Annotated in this window: 16 protein-coding genes; 8 read left to right on the plus strand and 8 right to left on the minus strand. The window is 71.0% G+C overall.

The window, feature by feature from the left end; all coding sequences use genetic code 11:
- Window positions 1-14 precede the first annotated feature (14 nt).
- Genes JHW41_RS01520 through JHW41_RS01540 form a run of 5 tightly spaced genes read left to right on the plus strand, consistent with a single transcriptional unit; the run spans window position 15 to window position 6,448 of the window.
- Entirely contained in the window at window positions 15-1,028 is a 1,014-nt protein-coding gene (locus tag JHW41_RS01520) for a stage II sporulation protein M (protein ID WP_057949477.1), read from the plus strand.
- Complete coding sequence (locus JHW41_RS01525; RefSeq protein ID WP_250448782.1) at window positions 1,025-2,866, plus strand: DUF4129 domain-containing protein; 1,842 nt, start codon at window positions 1,025-1,027, stop codon at window positions 2,864-2,866. The genes JHW41_RS01520 and JHW41_RS01525 overlap by 4 nt, the downstream gene beginning before the upstream one ends.
- Window positions 2,863-4,080, plus strand: coding sequence for a DUF4350 domain-containing protein (locus JHW41_RS01530; protein WP_078997201.1), 1,218 nt, complete (start codon window positions 2,863-2,865; stop codon window positions 4,078-4,080). The genes JHW41_RS01525 and JHW41_RS01530 overlap by 4 nt, the downstream gene beginning before the upstream one ends.
- Complete coding sequence (locus JHW41_RS01535; RefSeq protein ID WP_057949474.1) at window positions 4,077-5,066, plus strand: AAA family ATPase; 990 nt, start codon at window positions 4,077-4,079, stop codon at window positions 5,064-5,066. Before JHW41_RS01530 ends, JHW41_RS01535 begins: the two co-directional genes overlap by 4 nt.
- On the plus strand, window positions 5,063-6,448 hold the full coding sequence (locus JHW41_RS01540) for a DUF58 domain-containing protein (protein ID WP_250448783.1): 1,386 nt from the start codon (window positions 5,063-5,065) through the stop codon (window positions 6,446-6,448). Before JHW41_RS01535 ends, JHW41_RS01540 begins: the two co-directional genes overlap by 4 nt.
- Before the next feature lie 41 nt (window positions 6,449-6,489).
- Here JHW41_RS01540 and JHW41_RS01545 read toward each other — a convergent pair whose 3' ends face one another.
- The 3 genes from JHW41_RS01545 to aroE all read right to left on the minus strand — a co-directional run bounded on the left by JHW41_RS01545 (window position 6,490) and on the right by aroE (window position 8,040).
- Window positions 6,490-6,744, minus strand: coding sequence for a YkgJ family cysteine cluster protein (locus tag JHW41_RS01545; protein WP_250448784.1), 255 nt, complete (start codon window positions 6,742-6,744; stop codon window positions 6,490-6,492).
- A gap of 11 nt (window positions 6,745-6,755) precedes the next feature.
- Entirely contained in the window at window positions 6,756-7,100 is a 345-nt protein-coding gene (locus JHW41_RS01550) for a hypothetical protein (protein ID WP_250448785.1), read from the minus strand.
- Between the two features lie 70 nt (window positions 7,101-7,170).
- Window positions 7,171-8,040 (minus strand): shikimate dehydrogenase, encoded by an 870-nt coding sequence (aroE, locus tag JHW41_RS01555; protein WP_057949471.1) that lies wholly within the window; start codon window positions 8,038-8,040, stop codon window positions 7,171-7,173.
- 49 nt (window positions 8,041-8,089) lie between these two features.
- Between aroE and JHW41_RS01560 the strand changes: the two genes are divergently transcribed.
- Genes JHW41_RS01560 through JHW41_RS26170 form a run of 3 tightly spaced genes read left to right on the plus strand, consistent with a single transcriptional unit; the run spans window position 8,090 to window position 9,598 of the window.
- The gene (locus JHW41_RS01560) at window positions 8,090-9,016 is read left to right on the plus strand and encodes a TolB family protein (protein ID WP_250448786.1); all 927 of its coding nucleotides are present in this window, start codon (window positions 8,090-8,092) and stop codon (window positions 9,014-9,016) included.
- On the plus strand, window positions 9,004-9,351 hold the full coding sequence (locus tag JHW41_RS01565) for a hypothetical protein (RefSeq protein ID WP_250448787.1): 348 nt from the start codon (window positions 9,004-9,006) through the stop codon (window positions 9,349-9,351). The genes JHW41_RS01560 and JHW41_RS01565 overlap by 13 nt, the downstream gene beginning before the upstream one ends.
- Before the next feature lie 31 nt (window positions 9,352-9,382).
- Entirely contained in the window at window positions 9,383-9,598 is a 216-nt protein-coding gene (locus tag JHW41_RS26170; protein ID WP_428995440.1) for a DUF6053 domain-containing protein, read from the plus strand.
- Here JHW41_RS26170 and JHW41_RS01570 read toward each other — a convergent pair.
- From JHW41_RS01570 to cysT, 5 genes are all read right to left on the minus strand, one after another.
- On the minus strand, window positions 9,558-10,376 hold the full coding sequence (locus JHW41_RS01570) for a hypothetical protein (RefSeq protein WP_250448788.1): 819 nt from the start codon (window positions 10,374-10,376) through the stop codon (window positions 9,558-9,560). The two genes, JHW41_RS26170 and JHW41_RS01570, sit on opposite strands and share 41 nt — an antisense overlap.
- 23 nt (window positions 10,377-10,399) lie before the next feature.
- Complete coding sequence (gene hemB, locus JHW41_RS01575; protein WP_250448789.1) at window positions 10,400-11,392, minus strand: porphobilinogen synthase; 993 nt, start codon at window positions 11,390-11,392, stop codon at window positions 10,400-10,402.
- A gap of 287 nt (window positions 11,393-11,679) precedes the next feature.
- Complete coding sequence (locus tag JHW41_RS01580) at window positions 11,680-12,723, minus strand: sulfate/molybdate ABC transporter ATP-binding protein (protein ID WP_343226586.1); 1,044 nt, start codon at window positions 12,721-12,723, stop codon at window positions 11,680-11,682.
- Between the two features lie 15 nt (window positions 12,724-12,738).
- On the minus strand, window positions 12,739-13,596 hold the full coding sequence (gene cysW / locus JHW41_RS01585; RefSeq protein WP_250448790.1) for a sulfate ABC transporter permease subunit CysW: 858 nt from the start codon (window positions 13,594-13,596) through the stop codon (window positions 12,739-12,741).
- On the minus strand, window positions 13,589-14,452 hold the full coding sequence (cysT, locus tag JHW41_RS01590) for a sulfate ABC transporter permease subunit CysT (RefSeq protein ID WP_057949466.1): 864 nt from the start codon (window positions 14,450-14,452) through the stop codon (window positions 13,589-13,591). Before cysT ends, cysW begins: the two co-directional genes overlap by 8 nt.
- Window positions 14,453-14,730 lie beyond the last annotated feature (278 nt).

Here is a 14,730-nt window from a genome sequence, read left to right on the forward strand (position 1 = left end):
CGGGGCGTACCGCGATGAAGCAGGAACGATTCGTCGAACGCCACCAGGCCGAGTGGCGCGAATTCGAACTGTGGCTGGAGCGCCGCAGCGACAGCGCGCGGCGCGCGCGCTCGACCCGGCGCGAATGGTCCGGCATCCGCGACGACGAGATGCCCGCGCGCCACCGCCGCCTGTGCCAGCAACTGGCGCTGGCGCGCCGGCGCGGCTACAGCGCGGTGGTCACCGACCGCCTGCAACAACTCATGCAGCGCGGCCACAGCGTGCTGTACCGGACCAAGCCGGCGCACCCGCGCCGCGCGGTCGAATTCCTGCTGGCCGGCTTCCCGCGCCTGGTCCGCGCCGAGTGGCGCTGCATGCTGGCCGCGGCGCTGCTGTTCCTGGTCCCGCTGGTGAGCATCTTCGTCGCCATCCAGGTCAAGCCGGACCTGGCCTCGGGCCTGTTCCCGCCGCAGATGCTGGCGCAGTTCGAACAGATGTACGACCCGGCCTCCAAGCGCAGCCTGGGCCGCACCAACGAAGACGATCTGCAGATGTTCGCCCACTACATCGGCAACAACGTCGGCATCGGCTTCCAGACCTTCGCCACCGGCCTGGTCGCCGGGGTGGGCACGGTGTTCGTGCTGATCTTCAACGGCATCATGATCGGCGGCGTGGCCGGGCACCTGCAGGCGGTCGGCCACGGCGATCCGTTCTGGCGCTTCGTCGCCGGGCATTCGGCGCCGGAGCTGACCGCGATCGTGATCGCCGGCGGCGCCGGCCTGCGCATGGGCCTGAGCCTGATCGCGCCGGGCCAGCGCCGGCGCGTGGATTCGCTGATCCACGGCGGCCGCCGCGGCGCCAAGATCTGCATCGGCGTGTTCGCGATGCTGGTGTTCGCGGCCTTCGTCGAGGCGTTCTGGTCGTCGATCGCCAACATGCCGGCGTCGATCAAGTACGCGGTCGGCGCGCTGCTGTGGGCGTTGACCGCGCTGTGGCTGCTGCGCGGCGGCCGCAACGCGGCCCACCAGGACGACGAAGACGCCGCATGAAGCTCGAAGCGCTCACCGTCGCCCTGCGCCCGCGCACCGCCTGGGAAGCCTGCGAACTGGGCATGGCCCTGGTCCGCCGCAACGCCGGCGCGATCTGGAAGCCGTGGCTGCTGGTGACCCTGCCGCTGCTGGTGCTGCTCAACGCCGCCGGTTGGGCGCTGGACCTGCTGTGGCTGTCGGGCCTGCTGATGTGGTGGCTCAAGCCCTGGTTCGACCGCATCCCGCTGTACGTCATTTCGCGCGCGGTGTTCGGCGAAACCCCGACTCCGCGCCAGACCGTGCGCGCCGCGCTGCGCTGGGGCGGGCGCTGGTGGCTGCCGTACCTGACCTGGCGCCGGCTCGGCCCGGCGCGGCCGCTGTACCTGCCGGTGGACCTGCTCGAAGGCGGCGACAGCGGCGAAGCGCGCCAGCGCCGCGCCGCGCTCGGCGCGCCGGTGTACGGGGTGTGCTCGCTGCTGACCCTGGTGTGCGCGAACTTCGAACTGGTGATGATCCTGGGGCTGGTGTTCGCCGGGATCATGTTCGTGCCCTTCGACTACCTGCCCGACACGTTCAAGTCGCTGTGGGACGCCTTCCTCGAACAGCCGCACTGGATGAACGCGCTGTTCAACGCGCTGGCCTGGATCGCGGCCAGCCTGATCGAACCGTTCTACGTCGGCGCCGGTTTCGGCCTGTACCTCAACCGCCGCACCGAGATCGAAGGCTGGGACATCGAGATCGTGTTCCGCCGCCTGCGCGCGCGCCTGAGCGCGGCGGCGGCGCCGGCGCTGCTGGCGCTGTGCGTCGGCGTCGGCCTGGGCGCGTGGTTGCCGCAGGCGATGGCGCAGTCGGGCGCGGACCGCTCGGCGCAGTTCGAGGGCGGCGATGCGCCGGCGGCGGACCGCGAGACCGACGAGGCGCGCATCGAGCGGCAGGCGCGCGAGCGCGGCGAAGCGGTCGCCGCGCAGATGCGGCGCGAAGCCGAGGCGGCCGCGCGCGACGCGGCCGGCGCGGTTAGCGAGGACGCGACTGGCGAAGAGACGGTCACTGAGGACGCGGTCAGCGAAGAGCCGGCCAGCGAAGAAGCGCAGGACGACGCGTCCTACGAGGAAGAAGACGCGCCGTCCTTCCCCAGCGTGCCGATCCGCGGCCCCGGCGAGAAGGCCGCCGACCAGCCCTCCACGCTCGACGGCCTGTACGGCCCGGCGCGCAGCGACGACCGCTCGCTGCGCAACGCGGTCGAGCAGGCGATGAAGGACCCCACGGTCGCGCCCAAGCAGAAGCAGACGGTGTGGAAGTCGCGCGCCGAGGCCGACAAGCCCAAGACCGAGCGGCGCCGCGACTCGCGCGATTTCGACGGTTTCAAGGGCCTCAGCGGCGGCCTGGCGACCGGCCTGGAGCTGGCGCTGTGGGGCGTGGTGGCGCTGGTGGTCGGCGCGCTGTTGTTCAGCATGGGTCGTTGGCTGGGCTGGTTCCGCGGCGGCGCGTTCGAGGAAGAACCGGCGCCGGGCGAGCTGCGCAACGCCGCGCTGGCCGAACCCGAGCCCTTGCCCGACGACATCCCGACCGCGATCCGCCGGCTGTGGCAGGGCGGCCGCGCGCGCGACGCGCTGGCGCTGATGTACCGCGCCGCGGTCGAATCGATGGCGCAGCGCGCGCAGGTGACCCTGGTGCCCGGCGCGACCGAGGCGCAGTGCCTGCGCGCCTCGCGCAAACTGCCGCTGGCCGAGGACCGCGATGCGTTCGCGCGCGCGGTGCGGGTCTGGCAGTACGCGGCCTATGCCCAGACCCTGCCCGGCGGCGACGATTTCGACGATCTGGTGGCGCTGCTGAGCCGGCGCTTCGGGTGGGCCGCATGAGCCGCCAGGGCCTGATCGCGTTGGCGCTGCTCGCGCTGGTCGCGCTGCTGGGGTTCGGCGGCTACAGCCTGTGGCGCAAGGATTACGTGCGCAGCGAAGAGATGGTGGACCTGCCGCGCACCGGCGAGGCGGCGAGCAATCCGCTGTACGTGCTCAAGCTGGCGCTGGCCAAGGACGGGGTCAAGGTCGACGCGCGCCAGCGCCTGCTGCTGTCGCAGCATCCGCTGCAGCCGCGCGACACGGTGCTGATCTACCGCGACCCGCGCACCCTGGCCGCGCCGGACGCCAAGGCGCTGCTGGAATGGGTCGCGCGCGGCGGCCACCTGATCGTGCGCACGCCGCCGTGGCGCGAGCGCCTGGGCGAGGCCAAGGTGCCGGTGCTCGAGGAAGTCGGGGTGACCCTGCTCGACGCCGCCGACAACGAAGACAACGGCCAGCGCAGCGGCTGCGCCAATCTGTACGAACGCGGGCGCGAATCGCAACTGGTGTTCTGCGGCGCGCGCCGCTTCTACTTCTACAACGCCGACGCCGCGCCCGAGGCGGCCTGGGGCGACGAGGACAGCGCCTACGTCTACGCGCGCCTGCCCTACGGCGAGGGCCGGGTCGACGTGCTGGCGGACATGGACTTCCTGTCCAACCGCGGCGGTTCGGCGCTGGCGGCGTTCGCCGGCGTCCGCCACGGCGACGACGAGGTCGCGCAGCCGTCCAACGCCGCCTTCGCCCGCCAGGTGCTGGCGCCGAACTACCGCGCCGGCACGATCCACCTGATCTACGCCGCCGACGTCCCGTCGTTGTGGCAGACCCTGATCCGTAACAGCTGGATGGCCTGGCTGCCGCTGCTGCTGTGGCTGGCGGCGTGGCTGTGGCAGCGCATGCAGCGCTTCGGCCCGCTGCGGCCGGCGCCGGCGATGGAGCGGCGCTCGCTGCTCGAACACATCGTCGCCAGCGGCGAGCACATCTACCGCTACGGCTACGGCCCGAGCCTGTACGCCTCGGTGCGCGCCGCGTTCCTGCTGCGCCTGCGCCGGCGCGATCCCTACGCCGCCTCGATCGAAGGCGAGGCGCAGGTGGAGCTGCTTGCCCAGCGCTACAAGAACGAACCCGGCCTGGGACCGGCGCAGATCCGCGACGCCCTGGCCCATCCGCTGGCGCGCGACCACGCCGCGTTCCGCACCCGCATCGCCACCTTGATCCGCATGAGAAACCGACTATGAGCCTCGACGCCGCTCCGCTCGTCCCGATCACCGGCCCCGCGCTCGCCGAACGCGCCGCCGCCGTGCGCGATGAGGTCGGCAAGGCCTTCATCGGCCAGGCCGACGTGCTCGACCAGATCCTGATCGCGCTGCTCGCCGGCGGCCACGCCCTGCTCGAAGGCGTGCCCGGGCTCGGCAAGACGCTGGTGGTGCGGGCGCTGTCCAAGGCCCTGGACTGCGGTTACGCGCGCGTCCAGTTCACCCCCGACCTGATGCCCAGCGACATCAGCGGCCACGCGGTGTACGACCCCAAGACCGAGAGCTTCAACATCCGCCGCGGCCCGGTGTTCACCAACCTGCTGCTGGCCGACGAGATCAACCGCGCGCCGGCCAAGACCCAGTCGGCGCTGCTGGAGGCGATGCAGGAGCTGCAGGTCACCATCGAAGGCCACAGCTTCGAGTTGCCGCCGCCGTTCCTGACCCTGGCCACCCAGAACCCGGTCGAACAGGAAGGCACCTATCCGTTGCCGGAAGCCCAGCTCGACCGCTTCCTGCTGAAGGTGCTGATCGGCTACCCGACCCTGGCCGACGAGAAGCGCATGGTCGCCGCGGTCAGCCTGGGCCGCAGCGCGTCGGACTTCGATCTCTCGCAGGTGCAGCGCGTGCTCGGGCCGGAGGAGATCGTCGCGATGCAGCTCGGCACCGCGCTGGTGCGGGTGGACGAGGCGGTGATCGACTACGCCGTGCGCATCGTCGCCAAGACCCGCGACTGGGCCGGCATCGCGCTCGGCGCGGGGCCGCGCGGCAGCCTCGGCCTGGTGCGCGCGGCGCGCGCGCAGGCGGTGCTGTCGGGGCGCGACTTCGTCACCCCCGACGACGTGCGCGAGATCGCCAAGCCGGTGCTGCGCCATCGCATCGCGCTGGCGCCGGAACTGCAGATCGAAGGCCAGTCCGCCGACGACGTGCTGCACGCGCTGCTGGCCACGGTCGAAGCGCCGCGGCAATGAGCTCGGCGCCGCCGCCGCTGCCCGCCGTCGCCGGCGCCGCGCCCGCGGTGCCGCGCGAGCGCGCGCAGGCGCGCCAGGCCTGGCCGCGGCCGTCGTTGCGGCTGGGCTGGCTGGCGCTGCCGTGCGCGGCGCTGGGGCTGGCGGCGAGCGCGGGCTGGCTGGCGCCGCAGTGGTGGCAGCTCGCGGCGTTGCTGGCGCTGGCGGCGCTCGCGCTGGACCTGTGGCGGGTGATGCGCGCGCCGACGCCGCGCGTGCAGCGGCGCATGCACGACACCTGGGCGATCGGGGTGGAGCGCGCGGTGACGCTGCAGATCGACGGCGACCGGCGCCAGCGCCTGGACGCGTTCGACCTGCATCCGGGCGGTTGGGCGATGCGCGATCTGCCGCGCCGGCTCGACCTCGCGCCGGGCCAATCGACCGATTTCGAATACTTCCTGCGCGCCAACAGCCGCGGCGATTTCCAGTTCGACGGAACCCAACTGCGGCTGCATTCGCCGTGGGGCCTGTGGTGGCAGTCGCGGGTGGCCGGCGCGCCGCAGCGGGTGCGCGTGTTCCCCAATTTCGCGCCGTTGGCCAAGTTCGCGATGTTCAGCGCCGAACAGGCCTCGCGCCTGGTCGGCGCGCACGTCAAGCGCCGCCGCGGCGAAGGCACCGACTTCCACCAGATGCGCGAGTACCGCGTCGGCGACAGCTTGCGCCAGATCGACTGGAAGGCCACCGCGCGCGCGCGCCGGCTGATCTCGCGCGAGTACCAGGACGAGCGCAACCAGCAACTGGTGCTGATGCTCGACACCGGCCGCCGGCTAATGGCGCGCGACGGCGAACTCTCGCACTTCGACCACGTGCTCGACGCGGCGCTGGTGGTGTCGTACCTGGCGCTGCGCCAGGGCGACGGCGTCGGCCTGCTCGCCAGCGGCGGCCAGAGCCGCTGGGTGCCGCCGCAGCGCGGCGTCGGCGCGATCGACAACCTGCTGCGCGCCAGCTACGCGCTGCAGCCGCAGCCGGTCGCGACCGACTTCCTCGCTGCCGCCACCGAACTGTCGCTGCGCCAGCGCCGGCGTTCGCTGGTGATGCTGGTGACCAACCTGCGCGACGAAGACATGGACGACCTGCTGGCCGCGGTGCGGATGCTGCGCGGCCGCCACCTGGTGTGCGTGGCCAGCCTGCGCGAAGGCTCGCTCGACCAGGCGCTGGGCGACGAAGTCGACGACCTGTCCGGCGCGATCCGCGCCGGCGCCGCCGCGCAATACCTGGAACACCGCACCCAGGCCCACGAGGCGCTGCGCAGCCAGGGCGTGATGGTGCTGGACGTGGCCTGCGAGCAGTTGGCGGCGTCGCTGGTGGAGAAGTATCTGGCGGTGAAGCGCGATCGCTTGCTGTAGCCCGGCTCGCCCGCAGCGACGCGCGGCGTCCGCGTTCGGCGCTAAGGCGCGGTCGCCCGATCCAGTTTCAGCAGCCCGGCGAGCGCTTGCTCGCGCGATTGCCCGCACATCTCCGCCTGCGGCTGCAGCGACCCGCAAAAGCGCGGCCGCTCGGGCCGGCCGAACAGGCGGCAGCGCAGCTCGTCGTCGAGCTGCACGCAGGGAATCCCGGCCGGTTTGCCGTGCGGCATGCCCGGGATCGGCGAAGTAATCGAAGGCGCGATGCAGCAGGCGCCGCAGCGGTCGCGGCACTGCATCGGCGCGCGGCTCAGACCGGCGACGGCGGGCGCTTGGCCAGCACCGCGGCGATCAGCAGGCCGGTGGACACCAGCGAGATCAGCACGTGCGCCACGCCGATCACGCTGTGGCCCAGCGAGGTGGAACTCGCGCTGATGCCGTCGGCCATCGCCCGGTAGATCCAGACCTGCCCGAGCAGGCTCAGCGCCTGGCCGAACACCAGCAGCGCGAAGGCGGCCACCGCATAGGTCGCGCCGACGCCGATGCGCCGCCGCCACGACAGGCACAGCACGATGCCGGTGATGTAGGCGAGCAGGCTCGGCGTCATGAACGCCGCCTGAGACAGGAGGGCGGGCAGCCAGTCGTTGAACGTCATGCGCGGCTCCTTGCCATGGGCGCGGCGAAGATGGGGGTTCGGTCGAATGCGGCGGCGAACGCTGCCGGCATCAGTCCGCGGTCACCAGCGTGCCCGCGCCCTGGCGCAGCAGCGCGTAGACCGGATCGGTCTCCGGACGGCGGCGATGCCAGCGCTCGAAGCTCTCGGCGGCCTGCTCGACCAACATGCCGAGGCCGTCGATGCGGTCGTGCGCGCCGGCGACCTTGGCCCAGGCCAGGAACGGGATCGCGGCTTCGCCGTAGCTCAGGTCCACGGCCGCGGTGCGCGGCGTGGCCAGGCTCATCGGCAGGCTCGGGAACTCATGTTCGCGCGCGGCCGAAGTGGCGTTGACGATGAGGTCGAAGTTGCCGAGGTTGCCGACGTCGTCGAGATAGCGCGGATGCACGCGGCCGGGCTGGCCGAGCGTGTCGGCCAGCGCGTCGGCGCGCTCGCCGGTGCGGTTGACGATGAACAGGTCGCCGATGCCGGCATCGAGCAGCGCCGGCGCGACTCCGCGCGCGGCGCCGCCGGCGCCGATCAGCAGGGTGCGGCGCTCGCGCAGGTCCAGGCCGTGGCGTTCGGTGAGGTCGCGGATCAGGCCGACGCCGTCGGTGTTGTCGCCTTCCCAGCCGGTGGCGCTGCGGATCAGGGTGTTGACCGCGCCGGCGCGGCGCGCGCGCTCGCTCAGGTGGGTGCAGATGCCGGCGGCGCGGGTCTTCAGCGGCAGGGTGATGTTGGCGCCGAGGCCGCCCTCGGCGGCGAACTCGGCCAGGGCTACGTCGAAGCGCTCGGCGGCGGCGTCGATCGCCGCGTAGTCCAGCGCGATCCCGAACTGGCGCGCGAAGTGCGCGTGGATGCGCGGCGACAGCGAGTGCGCGACCGGATGGCCGAAGACCGCGAAGCGCAGGACCGGGCTGGACGAACTGGAGTCGATCGACATGGGCGCGCCTCGTTAGACTGGTGACCCTTCCGATGGGAGCAAGACGCGCATGCGCCACGCCAGGGTCTGGTGGATTCCGAGTGTACTCCTCGTCTGCGCCGTAGCCAGCCCGCCGGCCGCGGCCCTGAACGAATTCGGCATAGAAGGCATGGGCGTGGTGTCCACGCCGCACAGCGAAGTGCGCGCGAGCGTGAGTCCCGACGGCCGGCGCATCGTCTGGGGCAGCGACCGTCCCGGCGGTCCGGGCGGGCGCGATCTGTGGCAGGCGACGTTGGTCGACGGCCGCTGGCAGAACCCCGAGCCGTTGCCGATCAACAGCGCGGCCAAGGACTACGATCCGATGTTCAGCGGCGACGGCCGCTGGTTGTATTTCTTCTCCGACCGTCCCGGCGGGCTCGGCGGCGAAGACCTCTATCGCGCCGCGGTGCGGCCCGACGGCGGCTACGGCCCGGCCGAGAACCTCGGCCCCGGCGTCAACACGCCGGGACGCGAGTGGGCGCCGGCGCCGAGCCGCGACGGACGCCACCTGCTGTTCGCCAGCGACGGACGCGGCGGCGCGGGCCGCCAGGACCTGTGGATCGCGCGCTGGGATGGAAAGGCCTTCGTCGATCCGCGACCGGCGCCGGGCATCAACACCGCCGCCGACGAATTCGACGCGACCTGGCTCGGCGACGGCCGCGCGATCGTGTTCACCCGCTCCGACGACGTCAACGAAAAACCGGTGCGGCTGTACGTCGCGCAATGCGACGGCAAGCGCTATGGCGAAGCGGTGCCGCTGGGCTTGTCGTTCAACACCGCCGAAGGATTCACCTACGGGCCGGTGATCGACTGGAACAAGCCCGGCGAGATGCTGCTCAACGGCATGGCCAAGGCGCCGAAGGCGGGCAAGCAGGACATCTACCGGATCGCGGCGCCGGCGGTCACGGGCAAGGACGGATGCGTGGGCGCGGCCGAGACGAAAGCGTGGGCGCGGTGACGGCGCAGGTCGGCGGCGATGCGGGCGTCGTTGCCGGCTACGGCCGCAAGCTCATGGTGTTGAGCGATCTCGACGATCTCGACGAACTGCGGCGTTGGGTGCCGCAATGGCGCAGCGACGGCATCGATGCCGTCGCCTTCGTCGGCGCGCGTTCGTCGCAGTTGTTCGATCGGTTCATCGATGTCTGCGTGATGCTGGATCTCGACGCCGAAAACGGCGAACACCGCTTCATTCTCGGCAGCTGGTTCGCCGACGCCGACGAGGCGATGGAGTTGCTGGCAAGCCTGGAAGGGGGCGCGGATTCGCCGGTCTGCGTGCTGCACGCGCCGGCTTGATCCCGCGGCGAGGAGCGGCTGCGAGAGTGTAGTGGGAGGGCCTTCAGGCCCGACGCTCTTGTTTCAGGTCATGGCGATCCGAGCGAAAAGCATCGGGCCTGAAGGGCCCTCCCACGAGGATGGCCTTCGCGCGATAGTCGGTTGCAAGGTGGTTGTAGGAGGGCCTTCAGGCCCGATACTTTTGTTTCAGGCCGCGGCGGTCCGATTCAATACGGCGCTTGCAGCGACTGCCAGGCCAGCGGGTTGAAGTCGTAGAGTTCGCGCGCCGTACCGAGGCCCGCGTCTGCGATCGGCGCGGCCATCAGGCGTCCGTGTTCGACCCAGACCAGGCGCTCGCGCGCGGCATCGATGTCGGCCCACGACCAGTCGGGAAGCGGGATCGCGCGGCCGTCGCGATGCAGCAGGGCGTGGTCTTCGTTGACTGCGCGGCGCGGGTCGCCCTTGCGCCGGCCGAAGCCGCTATAGACCGATTTGTGCAGCGACCAGGGGCCGCCGGTGGATTTGCGGAAATCGGCCTGGGCGAACCTGCCGGTGTGCTGGCTGTCGACGAGGGTCCAGCCGTCGCGCTGGAGCCGCAGGTCGTACAGCTCGAAGTAGCCGCGGTTGTCCAGGGCGGCCGCGCTCGGCGCGACGCGCCGCAAGTCGGTCGCGTCGCGATCCAGCGCGTGCGGGTCGGACACGCGCCGCAGCCAGTAGGATTCGTTCGAGTCGAACTGGCCGCCGCCGTAAGCGTTGTCCGTCATCGGCCAGAACCCCAGGGCCTTGAGGTACGGCGCGCGCGAGATCGCCTGCCAGCCGCAGAAGTCGCCGCGCACGCCACGATAATCGGTCGCGAAGTAAAGCAGGTGGCGGCCGTCCGGGGACAGGTCGCAGCGGCGTTCGTGGATGCGCGCCTTGAGCCATTGGCCGACTTCGATGCGATCGCCGGCGCGGTCCCAGCCGAGCACGCAGCCGATCTTTTCCGGGCCGCGGCGAATGACGACGGCGGTGTCCGCGGCGCGCGCCAGCAGGATGTGGACGCGCACCGCGGGCGGCGTATGGCCCGCCGTCAGCCCGCCTCGCGCATCCACTGCGCCGCATCCAATGCGAAGTAGGTCAGCACCCCGTCGGCGCCTGCGCGCTTGATCGAGGTCAGCGCTTCCATCACGCAGCCGCGTTCGTCGAGCCAGCTGTTGCCGATCGCCGCGCGCAGCATCGCGTACTCGCCGCTGACCTGGTAAACGAAGGTCGGCGCGCCGAATTCGTCCTTGGCCCGGCGCACGATGTCCAGGTACGGCATGCCCGGCTTGACCATGATCATGTCGGCGCCTTCGTCGAGGTCGAGCGCGATCTCGCGCATCGCTTCGTCGCTGTTGGCCGGGTCCATCTGGTAGGTGTACTTGTTGCCCTTGCCGAGCGCGCCGGCCGAGCCGACCGCGTCGCGGAACGGGCCGTAGAAGCTGGAGGCGTACTTGGCGCTGTAGGCCAGGATGCGGGTGTGGATGTGGCCCTGGCTTTCCAGCTCGGCGCGGATCTGGCCGATGCGGCCGTCCATCATGTCGCTCGGCGCGACGACGTCGGCGCCGGCGGCGGCATGCGACAGCGCCTGCTTGACCAGGGCTTCGACGGTTTCGTCGTTCATGACGTAACCGCTGTCGTCGATCAGCCCGTCCTGGCCGTGGGTGGTGTAGGGGTCGAGGGCGACGTCGGTGATCACGCCCAGGTCCGGGAAGCGCTGCTTGAGCGCGCGCACCGCGCGCTGGCACAGGCCGTCGTCCTGCCACGCGGCTTCGGCGGTCAGCGACTTGGCTTCCGGCGCGGTGACCGGGAACAGCGCCAGCGCCGGCACCCGCAGTTCGCTGGCGCGTTCGGCCACGCGCAGCAGTTCGTCGATCGACAGGCGCTCGATGCCGGGCATCGAGCCGACCGGGGCGCGGCCGTCGAGTTCGTGGACGAAGACCGGGTAGATCAGGTCGTTCGCGGTGAGGACGGTCTCGCGCATCAACCGGCGCGAGAAGTCGTCGCGGCGCATCCGCCGCGGGCGGGTGTAGGGGTAGCTCATGGCGGCCTAGTCTACTCCCGCGCGGGGCGGGGGCCTGCGGCCGAGGGTCGCGGATGGGTGGGACAGCGCGTTGCATCAACCGGATGCCGCGGATGCGGCAAAGCGCCCTGTAGGAGCGGCGCGAGCCGCGACCAACCGAAACGGTTTATGTAAGCGTCGGCGCCCGGAGCCTGCGGCGATCCCCAGAATCGCCCATGAGGGCTTGGAGGACCGGTTTTCCGGTGGTTGCGCTTGCGTACGTCGCTTCGGTTGGTCGCGGCTTGCGCCGCTCCTACAGGAGGCTTCGGCTAGTCCGAGTAGACGCGGTAGCGCAGCGGCCGCACGTGGACGAGGCTGCCCGACGCCGGCGTCACCGCGTCCGGGGTCGCCACCAGGTCCAGCTCCAGCGGCCGCGCCTGGCCTTCCACGTTGAGTTCCAGGGTGATGCGCTCGGCCAGCCGGTGAGAAGACAGCACCCGCGCCGGCAGCCCTTCGCCTTCGCCGACCAGGCCGATGTCGTGCGGGCGCACGTACAGGCGCGCGCGGCTGCGGCTGTGCAGGTCCACCGGCAGGCGCAGGCCGTGGCCGTCGACGGACAGCTCGCCGCCTTCGGTCTGGCCGTCGATGACGTTGGCGCGGCCGATGAAGTCGAACACGTAGGCCGAGGCCGGCGCGCTGTAGATCTCGTCGGGCGTGCCGATCTGCTCGATCCGGCCGTCCTTGAGCACGACCACGCGGTCTGCCAGTTCCAGCGCTTCTTCCTGGTCGTGGGTGACGAACAAGGTGGTTTGGCCGGTCTGGTCGTGCAGGCGGCGCAGCCAGCGCCGCAGTTCGACCCGGACCTTGGCGTCGAGCGCGCCGAAGGGTTCGTCGAGCAGCAGCACGGTCGGGTCGATCGCCAGCGCGCGCGCCAGCGCCACGCGCTGCTTCTGGCCGCCGGACAACTGCTCCGGATAGCGCGAACCCAGATCGGGCAGTTGGATCAGTCCGAGCAGTTCGCGCACGCGCGCGGCGATCGCCGCCTTGTCCGGCCGCCGCGCGCGCGGCCGGCTGCGCAGGCCGAAGGCGATGTTCTCGGCCACAGTCATGTGTTTGAACAGCGCGTAGTGCTGGAACACGAAGCCGACGTTGCGCTCGCGCAGGCTCAGCCGGGTGGCGTCGGTCTGGCCGAACAGCATCTGCCCCGAATCGGGTTGCAGCAGGCCGGCGATGACCCGCAGCAGGGTGGTCTTGCCCGAACCCGACGGGCCGAGCAGCGCGACCAGTTCGCCCGAGGCGACGTCCAGGTCGACCGCGTCGAGCGCGGCCACGTTCGCGTAACGCTTGGCGATGGCTTTGAGATGAAGGTCCATTCGGTATCCGCTCGATCAATTGCGCCGGTGCGATTGCGCCAGCGCATCGCCGTGCCGCGTTTCCAGCCACAGTTTCACCACCAGCGTCACCAGCGCCAGGCCGGCCAGCAGCGAGGCCGCCGCGAACGCCGCCGCGGCTTCGCCGCCGAGTTGCTTGTACAGCACTTCCACATGCAGCGAGAGGGTGTTGGTGCTGCCCATGACGTTGCCCGAGACCACGGTGACCGCGCCGAACTCGCCCATCGCCCGCGCGCTGCACAACAGCACGCCGTACAGCAGGCCCCATTTGATGTTCGGCAGGGTGACCTTGAAGAACATGGTCCAGGCGTTGGCGCCGAGCGAGCGCGCGGCGAGTTCCTCGTCGCTGCCTTGTTGCTCCATCAGCGGGATCAGCTCGCGCACCACGAACGGGAAGGTCACGAACAAGGTCGCCAGCACGATCCCGGGCGTGGCGAACAGGATCTTGAGGTCGTAGGCGTTCAATACGTCCTTGAGGAAGCCGTGGGTCGGGCTGAACAACAGCACCAGGCACAGGCCGGCGACCACCGGCGAGACCGCGAACGGCAGGTCGATCAGCGACAGCAGCGCGCGCTTGCCGCGGAACTCGAAGCGGGTCAGCGCCCAGGCCGCGAACACGCCGCAGATCGCGTTCACCGGCACCACGATCGCCGCGGTCAGCAGGGTGAGCTTGAGCGCGGCGACGGTGTGTTCTTCGGCGACCGCGTTCCACCACACCGCAAGCCCGCTGCCGAACGCCGCGCCGAGCAGGGCGAACAGCGGCAGCACCACCACCAGCAGCATGATCGCCGCGGCCAGGCCGATCAGCAGCCAGCGCACCCAGGCCGATTCCTGCAGGTGGTCGCGCTCAGCCATCGCGGCGGTTCCCGTGGGCGAACAGGGTCGAGGCGGCGTTGATCGCCAGCAGGCAGGCGAACGACATCAGCAGCAGCAAGGTCGCCAGCACGATCGCGGCGGGCACGCCGCCGTCTTCTTCCAGGCGGATGGTGATCAGCATCGGCGCGATCTCGGTCTTCCACGGCAGGTTGCCGGAGATGAAGATCACCGAGCCGAATTCGCCGAGCGCGCGGGCGAAGGCGAGGGCGAAGCCGGTCAGCAGCGCCGGCAGCAATTCCGGCAGGATCACCCGTCGCAGCGTGGTCAGGCGCGAGGCGCCGAGCGAGATGGCGGCTTCTTCCTGCTCGCGGCCGAGCGCTTCCAGCACCGGCTGCACCGTGCGCACCGCGAACGGCAGGCCGACGAAGATCAGGGCGATGACGATGCCGGTGAAGTTGTTGACCAACTGGATGCCGAACGGCTGCAGCAGTTGCCCGACCCAACCGTTCTCGTCGTAGATCGCCGCCAGGGTGATGCCGGCGACCGCGGTCGGCAGGGCGAACGGCAGGTCGACCAGCGCGTCCATCAGGCGCCGGCCGGGGAAGCGGTAGCGCACCAGCACCCAGGCGATCAGCGCGCCGAACAGCAGCGCGGCGACCGCGGCGACGAACGACGCGCCGAAGCTGACCTTGAGCGAGGCGATCACCCGCGAATCGGAAATCGCGCGCGCCCAGCCGGCCCAGCCGAGCCCGCCGGAACGCAGGATCAGCGCCGCCAGCGGCAGCAGCACGATGAGGCCGAGCCAGGTCAGGCCGATGCCGAGGCCGAGCCCGAAACCGGGCAGGGGACGGCGCCAGCGACCGGAGGCCGGCAATGGGAGGGCTTGCTCGCTCATGTGGCGGTGGGCGGCAGAAGTTTTGAGGGACGCAGGGTGGCGACGCTATCGCGGTTTCCCGAACCGGTGGAAATGCGCGTTGGTTGTTTCGAGGTGCGCGATGGCGATATGGGGTCTGAGTCGGAGATGGCCGGGAAGTTCCGTACGGTGAATGGGCGGCGCCTGGTGGAAGAACCAGGCTGTTGTGGGGGGGCTTCAGGCCCGAAGCTTGTTTCAGATCGCCATGACCTGAGAGAAAAGCTTCGGGCCTGAAGGCCCTCCCACAACAGCACAACCCG

The organism is Lysobacter enzymogenes, from assembly GCF_023617245.1.
In the GTDB taxonomy this organism is placed as follows: Bacteria; Pseudomonadota; Gammaproteobacteria; order Xanthomonadales; family Xanthomonadaceae; genus Lysobacter; species Lysobacter yananisis.

Excerpts from the sequence above, each read along its gene's own strand:
- JHW41_RS01520 (WP_057949477.1), top strand. The coding sequence starts at position 15 with ATGAAGCAGGAACGATTCGTCGAACGCCACCAGGCCGAGTGGCGCGAA.
- JHW41_RS01525 (WP_250448782.1), top strand. The coding sequence starts at position 1,025 with ATGAAGCTCGAAGCGCTCACCGTCGCCCTGCGCCCGCGCACCGCCTGG.
- JHW41_RS01530 (WP_078997201.1), top strand. The coding sequence starts at position 2,863 with ATGAGCCGCCAGGGCCTGATCGCGTTGGCGCTGCTCGCGCTGGTCGCG.
- JHW41_RS01535 (WP_057949474.1), top strand. The coding sequence starts at position 4,077 with ATGAGCCTCGACGCCGCTCCGCTCGTCCCGATCACCGGCCCCGCGCTC.
- JHW41_RS01540 (WP_250448783.1), top strand. The coding sequence starts at position 5,063 with ATGAGCTCGGCGCCGCCGCCGCTGCCCGCCGTCGCCGGCGCCGCGCCC.
- JHW41_RS01545 (WP_250448784.1), bottom strand. The coding sequence starts at position 6,744 with ATGCAGTGCCGCGACCGCTGCGGCGCCTGCTGCATCGCGCCTTCGATT.
- JHW41_RS01550 (WP_250448785.1), bottom strand. The coding sequence starts at position 7,100 with ATGACGTTCAACGACTGGCTGCCCGCCCTCCTGTCTCAGGCGGCGTTC.
- aroE (WP_057949471.1), bottom strand. The coding sequence starts at position 8,040 with ATGTCGATCGACTCCAGTTCGTCCAGCCCGGTCCTGCGCTTCGCGGTC.
- JHW41_RS01560 (WP_250448786.1), top strand. The coding sequence starts at position 8,090 with ATGCGCCACGCCAGGGTCTGGTGGATTCCGAGTGTACTCCTCGTCTGC.
- hemB (WP_250448789.1), bottom strand. The coding sequence starts at position 11,392 with ATGAGCTACCCCTACACCCGCCCGCGGCGGATGCGCCGCGACGACTTC.
- JHW41_RS01580 (WP_343226586.1), bottom strand. The coding sequence starts at position 12,723 with ATGGACCTTCATCTCAAAGCCATCGCCAAGCGTTACGCGAACGTGGCC.
- cysW (WP_250448790.1), bottom strand. The coding sequence starts at position 13,596 with ATGGCTGAGCGCGACCACCTGCAGGAATCGGCCTGGGTGCGCTGGCTG.
- cysT (WP_057949466.1), bottom strand. The coding sequence starts at position 14,452 with ATGAGCGAGCAAGCCCTCCCATTGCCGGCCTCCGGTCGCTGGCGCCGT.